The 18,216-nt window shown below is 37.1% G+C and carries 14 protein-coding genes; 8 read left to right on the forward strand and 6 right to left on the reverse strand.

All coding sequences use genetic code 11. The annotated features are described in order from the left end of the window. Positions 1-231: 231 nt before the first annotated feature. The 3 genes from AOR04_RS19945 to AOR04_RS19955 form a co-directional block, all read right to left on the reverse strand. Positions 232-2,367, reverse strand: coding sequence for a TonB-dependent receptor (locus tag AOR04_RS19945; protein ID WP_096794450.1), 2,136 nt, complete (start codon positions 2,365-2,367; stop codon positions 232-234). A gap of 74 nt (positions 2,368-2,441) precedes the next feature. Then, entirely contained in the window at positions 2,442-3,512 is a 1,071-nt protein-coding gene (locus AOR04_RS19950) for a PepSY-associated TM helix domain-containing protein (protein WP_096794451.1), read from the reverse strand. 101 nt (positions 3,513-3,613) lie between these two features. Further along, the gene (locus AOR04_RS19955) at positions 3,614-4,492 is read right to left on the reverse strand and encodes a cation diffusion facilitator family transporter (protein WP_096794452.1); all 879 of its coding nucleotides are present in this window, start codon (positions 4,490-4,492) and stop codon (positions 3,614-3,616) included. A 244-nt stretch (positions 4,493-4,736) separates the two neighbouring features. Here AOR04_RS19955 and AOR04_RS19960 point away from each other — a divergent pair, with 244 nt between their 5' ends. The 7 genes from AOR04_RS19960 (at position 4,737) to AOR04_RS19990 (ending at position 13,762) form a co-directional block, all read left to right on the forward strand. Further along, entirely contained in the window at positions 4,737-9,500 is a 4,764-nt protein-coding gene (locus AOR04_RS19960; protein ID WP_096794453.1) for a PAS domain-containing protein, read from the forward strand. 12 nt (positions 9,501-9,512) lie between these two features. Further along, positions 9,513-9,995, forward strand: a complete 483-nt coding sequence (locus tag AOR04_RS19965) for a GNAT family N-acetyltransferase (RefSeq protein ID WP_096794454.1) — start codon at positions 9,513-9,515, stop codon at positions 9,993-9,995. Between the two features lie 76 nt (positions 9,996-10,071). Next, complete coding sequence (locus tag AOR04_RS19970; RefSeq protein ID WP_007375592.1) at positions 10,072-10,578, forward strand: hypothetical protein; 507 nt, start codon at positions 10,072-10,074, stop codon at positions 10,576-10,578. 22 nt (positions 10,579-10,600) lie between these two features. Continuing rightward, positions 10,601-11,212: a superoxide dismutase gene (locus AOR04_RS19975; RefSeq protein WP_096794455.1), complete on the forward strand. Its 612-nt coding sequence runs from the start codon at positions 10,601-10,603 to the stop codon at positions 11,210-11,212. A gap of 74 nt (positions 11,213-11,286) precedes the next feature. Further along, positions 11,287-12,639, forward strand: coding sequence for a DNA-3-methyladenine glycosylase 2 family protein (locus tag AOR04_RS19980; protein WP_096794456.1), 1,353 nt, complete (start codon positions 11,287-11,289; stop codon positions 12,637-12,639). After that, positions 12,639-13,109 carry a methylated-DNA--[protein]-cysteine S-methyltransferase gene (locus AOR04_RS19985; protein ID WP_096794457.1) on the forward strand — a complete coding sequence of 157 codons (471 nt, stop codon included), beginning with the start codon at positions 12,639-12,641 and terminating at the stop codon, positions 13,107-13,109. The genes AOR04_RS19980 and AOR04_RS19985 overlap by 1 nt, the downstream gene beginning before the upstream one ends. A 59-nt stretch (positions 13,110-13,168) precedes the next feature. Then, positions 13,169-13,762, forward strand: coding sequence for a thymidine kinase (locus tag AOR04_RS19990; protein WP_008133830.1), 594 nt, complete (start codon positions 13,169-13,171; stop codon positions 13,760-13,762). On the opposite strand, the gene ltaE is transcribed toward AOR04_RS19990, so the two are convergent. Next, the gene (ltaE, locus tag AOR04_RS19995) at positions 13,736-14,740 is read right to left on the reverse strand and encodes a low-specificity L-threonine aldolase (protein WP_096794458.1); all 1,005 of its coding nucleotides are present in this window, start codon (positions 14,738-14,740) and stop codon (positions 13,736-13,738) included. The genes AOR04_RS19990 and ltaE overlap by 27 nt on opposite strands. Positions 14,741-14,762: 22 nt before the next feature. Continuing rightward, on the reverse strand, positions 14,763-15,695 hold the full coding sequence (gene rlmF, locus AOR04_RS20000) for a 23S rRNA (adenine(1618)-N(6))-methyltransferase RlmF (protein ID WP_096794459.1): 933 nt from the start codon (positions 15,693-15,695) through the stop codon (positions 14,763-14,765). Between the two features lie 128 nt (positions 15,696-15,823). Between rlmF and AOR04_RS20005 the strand changes: the two genes are divergently transcribed. Continuing rightward, entirely contained in the window at positions 15,824-16,732 is a 909-nt protein-coding gene (locus tag AOR04_RS20005; RefSeq protein WP_096794460.1) for an alpha/beta fold hydrolase, read from the forward strand. On the opposite strand, the gene AOR04_RS20010 is transcribed toward AOR04_RS20005, so the two are convergent. Then, positions 16,729-18,162 (reverse strand): tetratricopeptide repeat-containing sulfotransferase family protein, encoded by a 1,434-nt coding sequence (locus AOR04_RS20010; protein ID WP_096794461.1) that lies wholly within the window; start codon positions 18,160-18,162, stop codon positions 16,729-16,731. The two genes, AOR04_RS20005 and AOR04_RS20010, sit on opposite strands and share 4 nt — an antisense overlap. Between the last annotated feature and the right edge of the window lie 54 nt (positions 18,163-18,216).

Raw genomic sequence — 18,216 nt, forward strand, 5'->3', positions numbered from 1 at the left:
ATTGAATGAATTGCAAGTTTTCTCTATAAAAATCATTGTGTTACTATTGGTTTTGATTCTTATTTAAGTTTGCGTTATTGCTTGGTTTATGGACAGTTTTTTATTTGTATTAGTATCTGAGAATGATTACTAGAGGTATTTATAGATAATAAGTTGAGATACTGCTTTTTATGTTATTTTTTTAAATAAATAGGCATGCTGATGATGCCTATTTATTGAGTCTATTGCTAATTAAAACCGGTATTTAGCACCGAGGGTAGCCGTTGTGCCTAATCCTTTGATGTTATAGCCGCCGTAAGTGTAAGATTGTGCGCGGGCAGGGTAGTAATCGCTATTGAACAGGTTTTCGATACCAAAATAGCCACTCCACCTGGCGTTAACGTTGTACTGGCCACTTAAGTTAAATGTGTTGTAGCTACTCACAGGGCCCTGATCTCCGGAGTATTGACCTTGTGCATTTTTATCAAAGCGCTTTCTGTCACCTACATATAAAAAACTCATTGCAAGTGATAACTTTTCGTTAGTTTGCCATGTTAAATTAGCAGTGGCTTTAGGTGGGCTGATTTGTTTTGCCCCTAAATATTCATCCGCTTCAGTATTTTTTCCTTCTACGTAGCTGTATGTAGCACTTAATTTAAGATCTTGATTAATAGTAAAATTAACTAAACCTTCGTAACCCCATATTTCTTGCGGTGCGCGTACGGGTTCGTAAACACCCGTTACTTCGTTAAATTCATTACTGGTGCCAAGCTCTGAAGTACTTCTGTACAGTGCAAATTCAAAACGAACGTTTTCAAACTGTGAAGTAAAACCAACTTCGTAGTTGTCAATTATAGATGCTTGTGTCTGAATAAGTGCAATATCGTCAACGGTTGCAGCGCGAAGTAAGCGCCCAATATCAGAAATATCAGATCCCTGTGAATAACTAAAAAATGGGCTGAATACATCTGTTAAATTGTATTTTATGCCTGCATTATACGTTGTAGCGTCATAGTTTATGGTATCACCACGCACATTTAATGGGACTGAGCATTGCGAAGGGGTTCTACACAGTTTTAATGTTTGGTAATCACTTACGCTCAAATCAATACTTTCGTTTCTTACACCTGCTTTTACAATAATATCGTCGTTTATTACCCATTTTGTTTGTAAAAAACCAGCAACACTTTCCATGTCCATTTCTGGCACCCACACACGGCCATCCACCAAAGGTTGTGATGTTTTATCGTTTAAGGCATCAATGCCGTAGATTAGGGTGGCTGCTACGTTTTCAAAATCAAACTGGCTATTAAATGTAGCCCTTGCACCTTGCTTTTCTGATTTAATAACGGACTGACCACCGGTATAGCCTTCATCGAGGTTAGCTAGGTTAGTGGAGAAAAAGAATACGTTTTCTATATCTTGTTTATAAAGATCGAGGGTCATTTGTGTGTTTTCAAACAACGCGTAGTCAACATATTTTAGAGTAATATTAACGTTGCCATCGGGTCCTTGCGGCTTACCTTGCTTTTGTAGTTCTGTAGGTACGTGAATAGCGTATGTTTTTTCCCCTATATTGCCATCGCCAGTAATATCACCTAAGTCAGTTTTTTGCTGTGAGCTGTAAAAGTTATAGCTAAACTGCAATTGCTTTTCGTCGTCAAAATCGTAACTTAGTTTAGTAAAGTAATTTTGAGTTTCAGAGTCTGATAAACCGTATTGTAAGCCTAAAATATCGCCCTGTGCATCGCGTTGCACGCCGTTTTCTTCATAGTTTGCCGTTAACAGGTAGCTTAATTTATCGATCTTGCCGTTTACTGCTGCTGATATTCTACCGCCGCCACTTTCTGCTAATTTAACAGCGCTAAAGCGGCTTGAAATACTTATTTCACCTTCAGGCTTACCATCACTGCGAGCCTGTTTTGTTATGTAGTTAATAATGCCACCTGAAGCACCATTACCATAAATAGAAGTCGCGCCTTTTATAACTTCAATGCGCGCTATGGCACTTGCATCAAGTGTTTTTATGCCTAAAGAGCCGTTACGAAGAGGGGTTGATTGCGGTACACCATCAATCATTATTAAAGGTGCACGGCCACGTAGCGTTTGTCCTGAATTACTTGAGCTGCCTGTATCTGGGGCAAGTCCTGGAACCATTTGTGCAAGTAAACTCCCCAGTTCTGAGCTTACTTTTAAATGCTGCTGTATTTGTTGTTGATTAATAACGGTAATAGAGGCAGGTACTTCGTCAATACTTTCTGAGATACGACTGCCAGATACAATGACATGTTCTAATTGTTCAGAAGCGTATTCATTTTTATTATTTTCATCTGCTAGCGTGTTAGTACTTACTGCAACAGCAATAAGGCAAAACGAAGTTTTTAACATGGGAGAGCTCTTAGTTGATAATAATTTTCGCAATGGTAATTATTATCAACTAATCACGCAAGTGTTAATGAGATTTATTTTCGTTTGTGGCGTTTTAACCAAAAATACACACCGCTTACAATAAAAAATGCGAGTGAAAGGGCAATCAATAACCATATAAATTGCACTATGGGGCCTGCAAAATCCCCAATGTGAAATTTATACTTAAAGTTCCATGCTTGCGTCGTAAAGTTGGCTTTACTTGCGTCAAATGAGTTTAATACTTTGCCTGTAAATGGATTTACCCATACCCAACTATAAGCATGGCTTTCACCAAGGTTTTGAATTCTGAGCGCAATGGCATCGTCTGCTTTTTTAGGTAAGTAAATTCTAAATAATCGACCATCAGGGAATACATCCCCAGCATTTCTAATTGCTTCGTTATAGTTTATATCAGCTTGAGAAGGCGCTATTATTTTTGGCGCTTTGGGCCTCTGCTCTACTTTATTAAACGTTACAAATTCTAATACTGATTGAGTTTGTGTTTTCCAATTAAATGCCATACCAGTAAAGGCAATAAGTACAAGCGGTATAAAAAAGTAAACACCAAGTACGGTATGTAATTGATACATTAGCACTCTAAATTTGGCTTTAGGCTTAATAGCTAAACGCTTAATTCTGTTTTTTGGTTTTATCCATAGGTAAAAGCCGATTAGTACATTGATTAAAAGTAATAATGCACACACTGACATCCAATTTTTAAATGGTTTTTTACCATCACTATCTTCAAATAATAACCAGCGATGTAAGCCTAAAGCAAAGCCATAAATTGTGTCTGTTGTTTGATAGCTATGAATTATTTTTCCAGAATAAGGATTGACACTCACGTAGTGCTTGTTAGCCAATCTAAATTGCCAAGCTAATGCTTTATTTTGCTCGGGCATAAAAAAAACAATTTTTTGTTGTGTTTGCGTTTGCACGCTTTCTATCAATTTTTGATTGTTTAATGTACGAGGCTGCGGAATAACTTGCCATTTATCTGGCTGAATGAAGTGCTGTATGTCTTTTGCATAAATCATAACAGCACCGGTTAAGCTCACTATTAATAAAAATAGTCCGCTAATGAGGGCAAGGCCTAAATGAATTCTACGTAACCAAAGTTTCAAAAACAGTATCTCATTATAAGTTAGTAGCAATATTGTAAATGATAATACGAGATGTTTTCAATTAAATAGTTATGTATTTGTTTAGCTTATTATTAACGCTATTATTCTGCGCTTTTATTTGCAATAGGTCTGGTTTCTATTATGCAATTTTCGATGTTAAAATTGTCGTGTAAGAAGCCTTTTACTGCGGGTAAATCAATTGTTTGTTGAGTGCTAATAACAAGCTCACAATGATTTTCTTTATCATCTAGTTGCCAAAGCTTAATGCTGACTACCGATTCGATATTAAATTCATTACTAATAGCATGTGATATTGCGTGTGTATCAATGTTATTAGGGGCTGCTTGCATTAAAATTTTGCCGCTTTGCTTTAATAATAAAATACCATGATAAATTACATACACAGAAATAAGCACTGTGGCAATTAAATCAACGATATACCACTGGTATAAAATAATTAAAGTGCCAGCAATAATAACAACAATAGAGGCCATTGCATCTGAGATGTTGTGAATAAAAGCCGCTTTTATGTTTATGCTGTGATTTGCACCAGCTCGGTAGGTTAAATACGCTGTTGCTAAATCAATAACTAATGCTATTGCTGCCACCCACACAACTATCCAACCATTAATAGGCTGTGGATTTAAATAGCTAGAAATGGCTTCAAAAATTAAATATAGGCCAATTATAATTAATGTAGTGCTATTAAAAAGAGTAGCGAGGATTTCAGCGCGCTTATAGCCAAAATGATGAGTTACGTCAGCTGGTTTATTACCGATTTTACGTGCAATGAGCGCTATAAATATTGCCCCAGCATCGCTTAAATTGTGAAGTGCGTCGGCTATAAGCGATAAGCTACCCGAAAATATCCCGCCAATAACTTGGGTTACGGTTAGTAATACGTTAATGATAACAGCAACGGCGAGCTGTTTATCGCTTTGGTTTTCGTCTACATGACTATGTGAGTGATCGTGCGCCATAATGCTCTCAAAACACTTTTATTGAATAATGCTTATATCATGGGGAGTTTAAAACAGCTACAAGAGTGACAAAGGAGTCAAAAAATTAATCCTATTGGCATGTTTTTTATTGTAATGCTAATTTGACGTTATAACGCTAAATACAGATTTTTTAAGGCGTTTATAGCTCAAAACTTGCGTCTTTATATATTTAATGCATTAATATAGTCACTATAAAATGACTATAAGCTATTAGGCAATAAGCATGGATAAGGGTTTAAACTTTGGAGTGTTAACAGGTAAAGGACAATCTGTTCGAAGTAAATTAATTATTACCTTTATAATTATAGCATTAGGGCCGTTATGCTTGCTAACGTGGTTTAGTTTTCAGCACGTAAATAATACGCTTAAGCAAAGTGCGCATAGCGAACTAAATGAACTCAGCAATATTGGAAAGGAATTTGCTGAAATTTGGTTTTTAGACCAAGTTAATGATCTGTATTTATTAAAGTCGCAATTAAGTATAAGTCCAACCAAGGAACACGCTTTAATAAATGATTTTGTCAGACAATATGATTTTATAAATCATATTGAAATCATTGACGTGTTGTCTAACAAAGCAAAAATAGAACTTTCCTTATTTAATCAAATTCAAGAATCAGAACTCACTAAATTATTCATAGCACAAAATAAAACAGATAAAGCATTATTTCACTCTATGGTGGTTGAAGGATATGCGCATCATATAGTGTCGTTACCTATATTTGACGATCAAAATAAACTAAAAAGTGTATTACTAGCCGATGTGAACTTACAGGGACTGCTAAACAACTTAAGCAAAATACAGGCAAAAAATACGAGTGTTGCATTCTTTATACTGCACAATAACAAAATCGAAAAGCAAACAAGGGCTTCCGTTACTACTCCACCGCTTTTAAATCAAAACAGCTCCGCACCAAAACAAGTGTTTAGTTATGCTAATAACAATGAAAAAATATTTTATGCATACATTAATGAACTTGATTTTTTAGGCCAGCAAGGTTGGCAATTATTAGTTTCCAAACCAGCTGAAGCAGCATTACAAGGCAGTCTCTATTATAAGCGGCTTGCTATTTTAACTAATGCAGGTTCTTTGCTGCTTATTTTATGTTCGTCTTGGTGGTTTGGTCGTAGATTATCTCGCCCGTTAATTCGTTTAACTAATATTGTTGAAAGTATAACCAGAGGGAAACATGTAAAAATCCCTATTTTAAACGACAGTATTGAGTTTAATCAGCTTTCAAAAGATTTGCTTGAGCTTGTAAAAGTAAATCAAGAACAGCAAAGTACTTTGCAAGAGCAACGAGCTGCATTGCAAATTGCACTTAAGCAATTAGCAGAGCAAAAATCAGCGCTTGATAAGCATGCAATTGTTGCTGTTACTGACTTACACGGAACAATAGTTTTTGTGAACGGAAAATTTTGTGCAATAAGTGGTTATGAAGAATATGAGCTTATAGGTCAAAATCACCGGTTATTAAATTCAGGCACGCATTCACATGCTTTTTTTGAAGAAATGTATGCAACGCTTAAGCGTGGTGAAGTTTGGAATGGGCAAATTTGTAACAGATCAAAGGACGGTAGCTTATATTGGATGGACACCACTATAGCGCCATTTTTAGATGATGAGGGTAAACCACAAAGCTATATAGCAATTCGCACTGATATTACTCCACTTAAGTTACAGGAATTTGAATTAGAACAGCATAAAACACAACTTGAACTTGTTATCAATAGTACCGCTGTTGGTATTTGGGATTGGTATGTAGATACAAGCAAAGTTACGTTTAATAAACGTTGGGCTGAAATCATTGGTTATACACTTAGTGAAATAGAACCTTGCAGCATAGATACTTGGTATAAATATGCACACCCAGAAGATTTAGTTGAATCAGAATTAAAATTAAAAACCTACTTAGCTGGCGGCAGTGATTTTTATGTTAGCGAAGCTCGGATGAAGCATAAGTTAGGGCATTGGGTCTGGGTACTTGATACAGCTAAAGTAGTTGAATGGAATAGCGACGGCTCACCTAAACGAATGATTGGGACGCATGTAGATATTACTCAAAGAAAAACAACGGAGTCTGAACTACAAAGCAGCCGTGATCAGTTTGCGTCTCTTGTTGAAAATATTCCCGGTATTATTTATCGCTGCGAGTCAGATGAAATATGGACGATGCTTTATTTAAGTGATCAAACTAAAGATATCACTGGTTATGCCGCAGATGATTTTATTAATAATAAAAATAAGCGTTTCTTTGATCTTCTTCATGAAGAAGATATTGATCATATAAAAAAATCAATTAACCAATCTATTAAAGAGCATAGTACGTGGTCAATTGAATACCGAATTATAGCAAAAAATGGTTATGTTCGATGGGTTAATGAAAAGGGTAAGGCAATCTATGACTCTGACGGTACTGTTCTGTACCTTGATGGCTTTATATTGGATATTACTGAGCGCTACAATATACAGTTAAAAATAAAACGTCAGCAAAGTTTACTTGAATCAATGAGTAAGCAGGGACAAATTGGCGCGTGGGAAATAGATTTAAAAGCCCATACTCTTTATTGGTCAGATGAAGTTAAAGTTATTCATGGTGTACCTGATGAATATGAACCCGATTTAGCGACCGCAATAGATTTTTACAAGCTTGGAGAACATCGCGATAAAATCTCTAAGCTATTTGAAAATGCAGTTACTTTAGGTGAAAGCTGGAGTGTTGAGCTGATAATTTTAACCCATCAAGGTAAAGAAAGGTGGGTTAAGTCTATGGGTCAAGCTGAATTTAAAAATGGTGAATGCATACGTATATTTGGCTCATTTCAAAGTATTGATGCTCATAAACGTTTAGAGATCGAAAGTGAAAAAGCAAACCGATATAACAAAAATCTTGCCCAATTAACCATCGCGCCTGAAGTACAAAGTAGTGATGTAAGCGAAGTGAACAAACTAGTTGTTAAATCAATGTGTGAGGTATTGAATGTAGAGCGTGCTTCGTTATGGATTTTTAATGAGGCCGGTGATGCTATGGTGCGTCATAGTTTACATACTAAAGGCGAGGGACTGGTTCGCACGGAAGATGAGCTAAAAGTTAAAGACTTTCCTGCGTATTTTTCTGCTATTTACAAGCATAACTTAATTGCGGTTGATAATGTAAATATGCACCCTGCAACAGCTGAGTTTATTGATGACTACACCAGGCCGCTAAATATTAAATCGTTAATTGATGTTGTAATTTCTTCGGGCGATGGGAATTTGGGGATTTTGAGTGCTGAAAAAGTGGATGAACACCATTATTGGACTCAAAACGAAGAAACTTATTTACGTTCATTAGCAACCTTAGTCGGAAGTACGCTTATATCGCAACGCCGTAAAAAAATAGCAGAAGAGCTTAGTGTTGCCCTCGTTAAGGCTGAAGATGCTGCGGTTGCTAAAAGTCAATTTTTAGCGACGATGAGCCATGAAATTAGAACGCCGATGAATGGTGTACTTGGCATGCTAGAGCTTATTGAGCTTGAAAACTTATCGAAACCAATTGAAACAAAAGTAGGGATTGCTAAAACAAGTGCTCACTCATTGCTGGGGGTTATTAATGATATTTTAGACTTCTCTAAAGCTGAAGCGGGTAAAATAGAGCTCGAAAGTATTAATTTTAATGCGGGTGATTTAATTGGTGAAGTTGCAGCTGCGCAAGCTTTTACAGCTCAAGATAAAGGCATTGAAATTATCTTAGATTTAGTCGCTTTAGAGCCTTCACAATTGTGTGGCGATCCAGGTCGTATCCGTCAAATTCTTACTAATTTATTGAGTAATGCGGTCAAATTCACCAGTAAAGGTGAAGTTGTCGTTAGTGCTCAAATAGATAAAGTAGAACAAGGCTTAGTGCTACAAATAAAAGTAAAAGATTCAGGTATTGGTATTAATGAGCAAAAACAGCATCAATTATTTTCACCTTTTTCTCAGGTAGATGCTTCAACAACGCGAGAATATGGTGGCACTGGACTCGGTTTAGCTATTTGTAAACAGCTGTGTGAGCTGATGGGTGGGGAAATTTCACTTAAAAGTGAAGCAGGCCAAGGGAGTGAATTTACTGTGACTATACAAGTCACCCAAAGTGAGCAAAAAGAACGTTATATACAAAAGCTAAATATAAAAGGTTTATCTGTCTTAGTTGTTGATGATAATGAAACTAATAGAATTGTTATATCCCAGCAGCTAGAGCATTGGGGCGCCCATGTAGCGCTTGCATGCGATGCATATGATGCACTTGCAATGTGTGAAAGCCGGATCAGTAGTAATCTAAAAATGTATGATATTGCAGTGCTTGATATGCAAATGCCTGGCATGGACGGGATTGGACTTTGCAAGGCTTTAAAAGCAAACGATGACTTTAAAAACATGCCCCTTGTTATGATGACGAGTATTGCTGGTATGGAAGGTGCTCAGCGTTATTCAAGCATTGGATTTCAAGCTTATTTCCCTAAACCTGTTACAACGGCGGATCTGATTTCAGCGTTGTCGGTAATTACAAATAATGAGCATGATGAAGCATTACCGTTGGTTACATCCGGTTATATCTCATCTTTGAAAAAAGAAAAATTAGGTGAACCTATTCAAATATTACTTGTAGAAGATAATCCAATTAATCAGCAAGTATCCACATTAATGCTTAAAAAACTTAATTGTAATATTACGCTTGCTGAAAATGGACAGCTCGCTATTGATATTTTAAATACTCATGGGCAAGGTTATTTTAAAGCGGTGTTAATGGATTGCCAAATGCCAGTGATGGACGGCTTTGATGCCACAAAAGCTATTAGAAATGGCTTAGCGGGCGACAAACACAAAGATATTAAAATAATAGCATTAACGGCAAATGCGATGGATGCAGATAAGCAAAGGTGTTTTGCTGCCGGAATGGATGATTATTTAAGCAAGCCAATACAATTGGATTTTTTAAAAGATAAATTAGAACAATATATTTGAGGTATAAAGTATATGAGTGAAATAATTAAAATTCGTGATGCGCGACCAAGTGATTCAAAAACGATTTTACATTTTATAAACGAGTTAGCCATCTATGAAAAAGAACCAGACGCAGTAAAAACAAATGAACAAGCCATATTAGATACATTATTTAGTGAAGGGGCGACAGCACATAGTATTATTTGTTTGGATGGCGATGAGCCAATAGGCTTTGCTGTTTATTTTTATAACTACTCTACATGGTTAGGTAAGAATGGCTTATATCTCGAGGATTTATACGTAAGTCCAGATAGCCGTGGGAAAGGCGCAGGAAAAGTAATTATGAAACACTTAGCTAACAAAGCGATTAACAATAACTGTGGTCGGTTTGAATGGGTGGTTTTAGATTGGAATAAACCGGCCATTGATTTTTACGACAGCATGGGTGCTAAAGCGCAAAATGAATGGATTATTTACCGATTAGCAGGAGATGAATTAATTAATTTTGCAAAGTAGATAATGAAAATCATTTGCATTTGCGTTTTATGGTGTGTAAGTTAATAGCATATTAAATAAACGCATAGATGATTTTATGATCTTAGGACAAAAACAGCAGCAACCTGATTTACTTTATCTTGAGCAAGCATTGAGCCCTTGGCAGTCAAACATCATGCAAGGCAATTATGCCTTTGAGCAAGGTGCACTACTTGAAGCGCGTGACAAGTACTTATTAGCTAAAACACTCGCTGGCCATCTATTACAACAATTCTTATGTGCGCAAATTAATACTAATGTCATTTATGCTATTGAACATTGTATTCCTGCACTTGTTGTTGCCTCCCATAATTTAGCTGATACCTATATTGCAATGCAGCAACCTGAAAATGCATGTAAATGGTTATGTGAAGTTCACTTATCATTATCTCCACTTATTAAGCACACTCATTACGATGTACAAAAGGTAAGTAAGCATCATTATCTTAAAACATCAGCTGAGCTTGTGTCATTTGCACGTCGTTACCCCTCTTTACCCGAACTTATTGAGCAAGTAAATTTTTGCTTATGCTCAGAGAGTACTACAAACAATCAACTGCACTAATTTAAAAGAAAAAGGAGTATTTATGGCTTTTACTTTGCCTGCACTTAACTATGAGTACGATGCGCTTGAGCCTCATATTGATGGTAAAACAATGCATATTCATCATACTTTACATCATCAAACCTATATCAATAAAGCTAATGCTGCTTTAGCGAATACACCGTTTGCTGATTTAGATGCCGAAAAGTTATTGAGAGAGATTAATGGCTTACCAAATGATTTAAAAAAAGCAGTGCAGGAGCATGTTGGTGGGCATTTAAATCATAGCTTATTCTGGTCAGTCATGAGTCCCCACGGAGGAGGAGAGCCAAGTGATATTATGGCACAAGCAATTAATGAGCAGCTTGGTGGTTTTAATCAATTTAAGGAAAAGTTTACTGCAGCGGCTGTGAGTCAATTTGGCAGTGGTTGGGCATGGCTATGTGTAGCACCTGATGGGTCATTAGTTATACAAAGCAGTACTAATCAAGATAGTCCATTAATGGAAGGTAATACACCTATATTAGGCCTTGATGTGTGGGAGCATGCGTATTATTTAAAATATCAAAATAGGCGCCCTGAATATATTGCTGCTTTTTATAATGTGGTTAATTGGGCTGAAGTACAAAATCGCTATTTAGTTGCTATTGGTTAAGTGCCGAATATGGCTAGTAATACAGTTTATTTTCTATAAGCTAGGCTCTATTAAATTAGTTTGTAGAGCCGTTTATGAAATTTTTACATTGGCAAAAAGCACGTCAAAGTCGAGACCCTCGTTTTGATGGTCTTTTTTATGTAGCGGTTAAAAGCACTGGAATATATTGCCGACCAATTTGTCCGGCACCAACGGCTCATGAAAAGAATGTGGCTTATTATCAGTTTGCGCACAATGCAGCGCAAGATGGTTTTAGGCCATGTATTCGATGTAGACCTGATAGTGCACCTGGTAGTGCAGCGTGGCAGGGGACAAAAACTACCGCGTTGAGAGCAAAACAATTAATAGATCAAAATGATGAACATGACTGCGAAAAATTAGCAGGTCGTCTAGGTATTAGTAGTCGCTATTTAAGACGTTTATTTAAACAATATTTTGGTGTGTCTATTACACAATACAGGTTATTCAATCAATGCCATTTTGCTAAAAAACTGATTCAAGAAACAAACCTACCAATGACAGAAATAGCTTTTTCCGCTGGCTTTAAAAGCATTAGGCGCTTTAATGATGCATTTTTACAGCAGTTAAATATAGCCCCCTCGAAGCTGCGCAGTGGCGATAAAAAACCAACGTCAACACTCACATTAACTTTACCATTTAGGCCGCCTTATAATTGGCCTGCTTTGCAGTGTTTTTTACAAAGGCGTTTGATAAAACCAATGGAGTGGATAACGCAAACGAGTTACGGGCGTACTTTTGCAAGTGAGGAATATAAAGGAAGCTTTACCGCTGAATTTATAGCGAGTAGAAACCACTTTAGGGTGTTTATTGACATAGATAATACGCGTCATCTGCAACCAGTAATAAATAATATACGTCGTGTACTTGATTTGGATGCCGATATTAATTTAATTGAAACGCATTTAAGCGCTAATACAAACAATGCATTTACAGTGTGCGAGGGACTCAGGCTTCCAGGAATTTGGTCAAGCTTTGAAGCCGGTATAAGGGCGGTACTTGGGCAACAAGTAAGTGTTACTGCGGCGCATAATTTAGTAACAAAGTTAGTTGATGAATTAGGCGAAAAAAAGGGCGATGCCATTTATTTTCCTACGGCTAAAATTGTTGCTAATAGTGATTTTACATTTTTTAAAATGCCACAGGCGCGTAAAAATGCGCTGCATAACTTAGCGCAATTTTGTGCGTTAAACCCTCAAAATGATGATTTAGACGAATGGCTTAGTTTAAAAGGAATTGGCCCTTGGACGGTAAACTATGCAAAGCTGCGAGGACAAAGCCAACCCGATATACTACTTGATGGCGACTTAGGGATTAAAAAAGCACAAGCGGCAGCAAACCCTTTTGAGCCTGCTCATTGCGCTCCTTTTCGCTCTTATTTAACGTTTCAACTTTGGCAGCAATTGTAATGATAATTCAAACAAAAATACCAAGCCCAATAGACGACATTATTATTCAAGCAACCGATAAAGGTGTGAGTTATGTTGGGTTTTATCCACCAGTTGAGCACTCTCATACGCCATTTGAGCAAGTTACTAACAAAGCGGTGCTTATTTGCGCTGCGCAATTGAACGAGTATTTTGCAAAAAAACGCACTACTTTTGAGGTACCACTTGATACAAACGGTACAGTATTTCAACAAAGTGTATGGCAGGCGTTATTAACAGTTCCTTTTGGGGAGTCGCAAACATATGGTTATATTGCAAATCAACTCAACAACCCCAAAGCAGTGAGAGCGGTAGGCGCTGCGAATGGTAAAAACCCGATTAGTATTATTGTTCCGTGTCATCGGATCATTGGTGCTAACGCAAAGTTAACGGGTTATGCGGGAGGCTTGGATAGAAAACGGTGGTTATTAAAACATGAAGGGCTAATGTGAATTGGTATTAATTTAATATTAAGGTAGCATAAGCGCACTTTTTATAAAATGGCACAGCAATGGCTCAATTATATTTCTACTACTCTGCAATGAATGCAGGTAAATCAACCACGTTATTACAATCGGCATTTAACTATAAAGAGCGTGGTATGGAACCTGTGATCCTCACCGCAGCCATTGATGATAGGCTAGGTGTGGGTAAAGTATCATCTCGTATTGGCTTACAAGCAGATGCGCATGTTTTTGATGCTAGTAAAGATGTTTTTGATCTTATTCAATCACTCAATAATGATAAAAAACGCCATTGTGTATTGGTTGATGAATGCCAATTTTTATCAAAAGAACAAGTAATGCAATTAACCGATGTAGTTGATGAATTAGGTATACCGGTATTGTGTTATGGCTTGCGTAACGACTTTAGAGGCGAGTTATTTATAGGCTCGCAATATTTGCTAGCGTGGGCTGATAAGTTAATTGAGCTTAAAACTGTATGCCACTGCGGACGTAAAGCAAACCATGTACTGCGTACCGATGAAAATGGTGAAGCAATAGCCGATGGTAACCAAGTCGAAATTGGCGGCAATGACCGATATGTTTCGGTATGCCGCAAACATTATAAAGCTGCGTTAAATATGGGCCGACAAAGCATTTAGGAATGTATCAATATCTTCGCGCGTAATATCTAAATGCGTTACTAGCCTAAGCTGCTTGCTTGGGCTAAATAATATACCTTGTTGTTTAAGGGCTTTAGCAACCTCTTCAATGCTTATATTACCAGCGTAAGTTGCGTAAACCATATTAGTGGTGTTAGTCATATCGACAGTAAAACCACTGATTTCACTTAATTGTTGAGCTAAATAACGTGCATTTTCATGATCGTCTTTTAAGCGCTCTATATTGTGCTCAAGTGCAAACTGCCCAGCGGCTGCAAGCATTCCGGCTTGGCGCATACCGCCACCAAGTACTTTTCTCCATCGTCTTGCTTTATTAATAAGTGCTAGTGAGCCTAATAATAAAGAGCCTACGGGGGCCCCCAAACCTTTAGATAAACAAATAGAAACTGAGTCAAAGTGCTTTGTGATTTCAGTAATATCAACTTTTAGCTCAACAGCGGCATTAAAAGCACGTGCGCCGTCTAAGTGCAGCGCTAAACTATGCGTATTAACAAAGTCACGTGCTTGGGCTAAGTACTCAAGCGGGAGTACTTTTCCGCCAATGGTATTTTCTAAGCTGAGCAATCGCGTTTTTGCAAAATGGCAATCGTTTGGTTTTATAGCCGCCGCTATTTTACTAAAAGGGATGCTGCCATCAGCTTCGTTTTCAATAGGCTGTGGCTGAACAGATCCTAATACAGCTGCGCCGCCACCCTCAAACTTATAATTGTGAGCATTTTGGCCACAAATGTATTCGTCACCTCGCTCACAGTGCGCCATTAACGCAAGTAAGTTGGCTTGTGTGCCAGAGCTACAATAAAGTGCGGCTTCAAAATTAAAACGTTTACACGCATAGGCTTCTAGTTGGTTAACGCTTTCATCATCACCATATACATCGTCACCAACCGGTGCGTTGTACATAATATCGCGCATTTTTTTTGTTGGTTTTGTAACCGTATCAGAGCGAAAATCTATCATGGTTTGCTTTTCCTTTTATAGCTTAATCAAGCTCGCTACATATTTGTTCACGAGTTTCTTTATCAAAATAGCTCCATGCAATAAAGCGGCTAATTTTTTGACCCTGTGCCATATCAACTATTTTATACTCGGCTATTGGGTGAGCTTTTAACACTTCTTCAAGCGCTGCAATATTATCTTTTTTAGAGACTAACGACGTAAACCACAGTACTTGTTCTGCAAAGTCTTCGCTTTCTTTAATCATATTAGAGATAAACTGTACTTCACCGCCTTCACACCACAATTCATTATTATGACCACCAAAATTAAGCGTGCTACTGGGTGTTTTTCCTAAGTTTTTCCATTTACGTTCACTGCCTTTACTTGCCTCTTCTTCACTTGCATGAAACGGCGGGTTACAGAGCGTTAAATGGTATAGATCTTTTTGATTAATAACGCCTTTAAAAATATGTGATGCGTTTTTTTGTTGTTTTAGGGTTATTTTTAAACCATTAAACTGCGCAATTTGCTTTGCTATTTTTACTGAGGCTGCGTCAATATCAGTCCCTGTAAAATGCCACTTATATTCACTTGTACCCGTAAGTGGATAAACCAAGTTAGCGCCAGTGCCAATATCAAGCACTTTAATTTGCCTACCTAGAGGTATTTGTTGTTGATTATCATCACTTAATAGGTCGGCCAAGTAGTGAATATAGTCAACACGCCCAGGTATAGGCGGGCATAAGTTATGCTCGGGTATATCCCAAAAATCAATATTATAATGCGCTTTTAAAAGAGCTTGATTAAGTGTTTTAACAGCCTTGTTATCACTAAAATCAATGCTTTTAGTACCTGTAGGTGTGGTTATAACAAATGGCAGTAGAGCAGGGTGCTCTGTTGTTAATAAATCGAAGTCGTACCCATTTTTATGTAGGTTGCGAGGGTGTAATTTTGAACGTGTTTTATTTTCTTTCATGGCTTCATTTTAACAACAGATATAATGACGTAAGTGTAACAAATGCTGATGAGTAAAGTGCAGACATTTCCTTTGGTATATTTAATATTACTGGTAGGATGAGTTGAAAATAATAAAAAGGAATAACTGTGGCAATTTCTCAGCAATCAATAATTATCAATTTAGCTGATCAACAAACACTTCATTTACGCCGTATCAGTGATGAAAATCAGCAAGGGCCTGTCGTATTTTTTATGCATGGAGCTGTAGAAAACGGTAAAATTTTTTACACGCACTCCAATAAAGGACTTGCCCCTTTTTTGGCTGAGCATGGGTATAGATGTTATGTGGCTGATTTACGTGGCCGAGGTGATAGTAAACCGGTTATTTCAAGTGACGCTAAATACGGGCAAACTGAGGCCATTTTAGAAGATATCCCAGCCTTTATTAAGCAAATAGAGTTGATTGAAGGTAAAAAGCCTGACTACTGGGTTGCTCACTCTTGGGGCGGGGTATTGATGAACAGTGTATTTGCACGCTTTCCAGAATATATTAATGATGTAAAAGCGTGTGTGTATTTTGGCTCTAAGCGTTCTTTATTTAATAATCATCCTCAAAAATTATTACAAGCCAATTTGATTTGGTATTTTATGGCACCTTTACTTGCTAAAAAGCATGGCTATTTAAATGCTAAAGGTTATAAGTGGGGAAGCGATAATGAAACTCAAAAGTCGCATTATCAAAGTATGCAATGGGCTAAAAAGAAGCCATGGATAGATTCTGATGATAATTTTGATTATGCAAAAGCGCTAAACAGCCTGCATTTACCGCCAACACTTCATATTGCTGCGGTAAAAGATAAAGCATTAGCGCAGCCAATCGATATTCAAAAATTTATGGACGAATCGGGGCCAGGCATTCAACAAATGCGAATTTACGGTCGTAAACATGGGCATAATTTTGATTACGACCATATTAATATGCTTACCCATCCGAGTGCCCGCGATGATCAATTTAAAGATTTACTTAATTGGTTTAAAGTACATTCGGTTAACTAATTCTCATCAAGCAATTTAAGCAAAGGCGCTCTATAGCGTTCCCATTTTGTAAGTGCTGAATTATTAACAGGCTTTCGAATAGCATGCTTACTAAGCGTAGTAACAGCTGATGTACGCTTATGAAATGCTAAACAACCATCTTCATATTGACAACCTAAAAAGTTAAGTAATGCAGTTAGCTGACCTTTTGGGTTGTTTATTAATGCTTCGTAATTCATGTTGTAAATTGGCATATTTTCAAGAGACTGCCAATGACCCATTAATTTCTCATATAAAGTATGGTATTGCTTAAACTCCACGAGAGAGCAAAAATAAGGCTCGTTTTCAGCAAAGTAATTACTAAACACTGAAAAAGCAGTTGCATTAAAGTCACGCGTTAAGTTTATAAATTTGGCATTTGGGAAAAGGACATAAATAAGTCCAAGAGATAGGTAGTTACTTGGCAGTTTATTTATTATAAAAGGGCTGATGGGCGATGCTGTTTTTAATGTTGTGATATACATTTCGCGGGCTTTTTTGATTAAATCCGGCGTTAAATACGCTAAACATTGCGGGTAAGTAACTCCCGTTTTTTGTTCGATAAAAGCAACTGCGTTATTACTAATACTCGTACTCTCTCCTAGGCTCGAAAACTGACTATGGCTTGCCAACATTTGCTCCACAAGGGTAGAGCCACTTCGAGGCATGCCAATAATAAAGACAGGCGCGATATTAGTTGTAAAATTTTTATCACGTTTTTGCATAAAGGCATTGGTATTGTGTTTAATTATTTCGCCGTAAAAAGGTTCAAGCTCTTGAGTATTAAAGTTACTTAATTTTCGTTGTAGTTTATTTGCTAGTACAAAGTAATTAAATGCTTGTTCAATGTCTTCAAGTTTATCGTAACTTTTAGCGAGTGCGTAATAACACACCATTTTGAGTCGTAAATTATCTGTTTGCATTAATAAATGATGCAGATTACTTATGTAGTTGTGTTCTTTGTCAAAGCGGCCTAATTGAACTAACTCAAATAAAATATAAGCAGTTACGGGGTAAACCCCCATACTCAATGCGTGTGCAAATGTGGTATGTGCTTTATTTAAATCGCCATGTGTTAAATAGTGCTGAGCTAAGTAGTAATGAGGTTCAGGGTTATTATTTGCTAGACTTTTTGCATATTCAAGCACAGTAAGTGCATCTTTTGGTGAGTTGACACCATTAAACGCATCGGCTAGTGCATGCAGTGGCTCAAGCATACGAGGCATGCGTTCACACGCTTTTTGGAGTAAGTACACAGCAGCATCAAATCGCTCTAACCTCAATGCGATTTTGCCTAAACCAAATAAAGCTTCACCATTTTCAGGGTTGCTTTTTAATAGTGTCTTATAGTGAAACTCAGCTTCTTTGAGCATGTTTTGTTGTAGTAACTGATTAGCTTTTTTGAGTAGCATAGCGGGGCATATTATTTTTTATTTACTATAAAATAAAAAAGGCGAAATGTCTTA

The sequence above is a fragment of the Pseudoalteromonas sp. 1_2015MBL_MicDiv genome (genome assembly GCF_002407505.1).
GTDB lineage: Bacteria > Pseudomonadota > Gammaproteobacteria > Enterobacterales > Alteromonadaceae > Pseudoalteromonas > Pseudoalteromonas fuliginea.

Coding starts and splice junctions, on each gene's coding strand:
- AOR04_RS20010 (WP_096794461.1), bottom strand. CDS start 18,162: ATGCTACTCAAAAAAGCTAATCAGTTACTACAACAAAACATGCTCAAA.
- AOR04_RS19980 (WP_096794456.1), top strand. CDS start 11,287: ATGAAATTTTTACATTGGCAAAAAGCACGTCAAAGTCGAGACCCTCGT.
- AOR04_RS19955 (WP_096794452.1), bottom strand. CDS start 4,492: ATGGCGCACGATCACTCACATAGTCATGTAGACGAAAACCAAAGCGAT.
- AOR04_RS19985 (WP_096794457.1), top strand. CDS start 12,639: ATGATAATTCAAACAAAAATACCAAGCCCAATAGACGACATTATTATT.
- rlmF (WP_096794459.1), bottom strand. CDS start 15,695: ATGAAAGAAAATAAAACACGTTCAAAATTACACCCTCGCAACCTACAT.
- AOR04_RS19990 (WP_008133830.1), top strand. CDS start 13,169: ATGGCTCAATTATATTTCTACTACTCTGCAATGAATGCAGGTAAATCA.
- AOR04_RS19945 (WP_096794450.1), bottom strand. CDS start 2,367: ATGTTAAAAACTTCGTTTTGCCTTATTGCTGTTGCAGTAAGTACTAAC.
- ltaE (WP_096794458.1), bottom strand. CDS start 14,740: ATGATAGATTTTCGCTCTGATACGGTTACAAAACCAACAAAAAAAATG.
- AOR04_RS19970 (WP_007375592.1), top strand. CDS start 10,072: ATGATCTTAGGACAAAAACAGCAGCAACCTGATTTACTTTATCTTGAG.
- AOR04_RS19975 (WP_096794455.1), top strand. CDS start 10,601: ATGGCTTTTACTTTGCCTGCACTTAACTATGAGTACGATGCGCTTGAG.
- AOR04_RS19960 (WP_096794453.1), top strand. CDS start 4,737: ATGGATAAGGGTTTAAACTTTGGAGTGTTAACAGGTAAAGGACAATCT.
- AOR04_RS19965 (WP_096794454.1), top strand. CDS start 9,513: ATGAGTGAAATAATTAAAATTCGTGATGCGCGACCAAGTGATTCAAAA.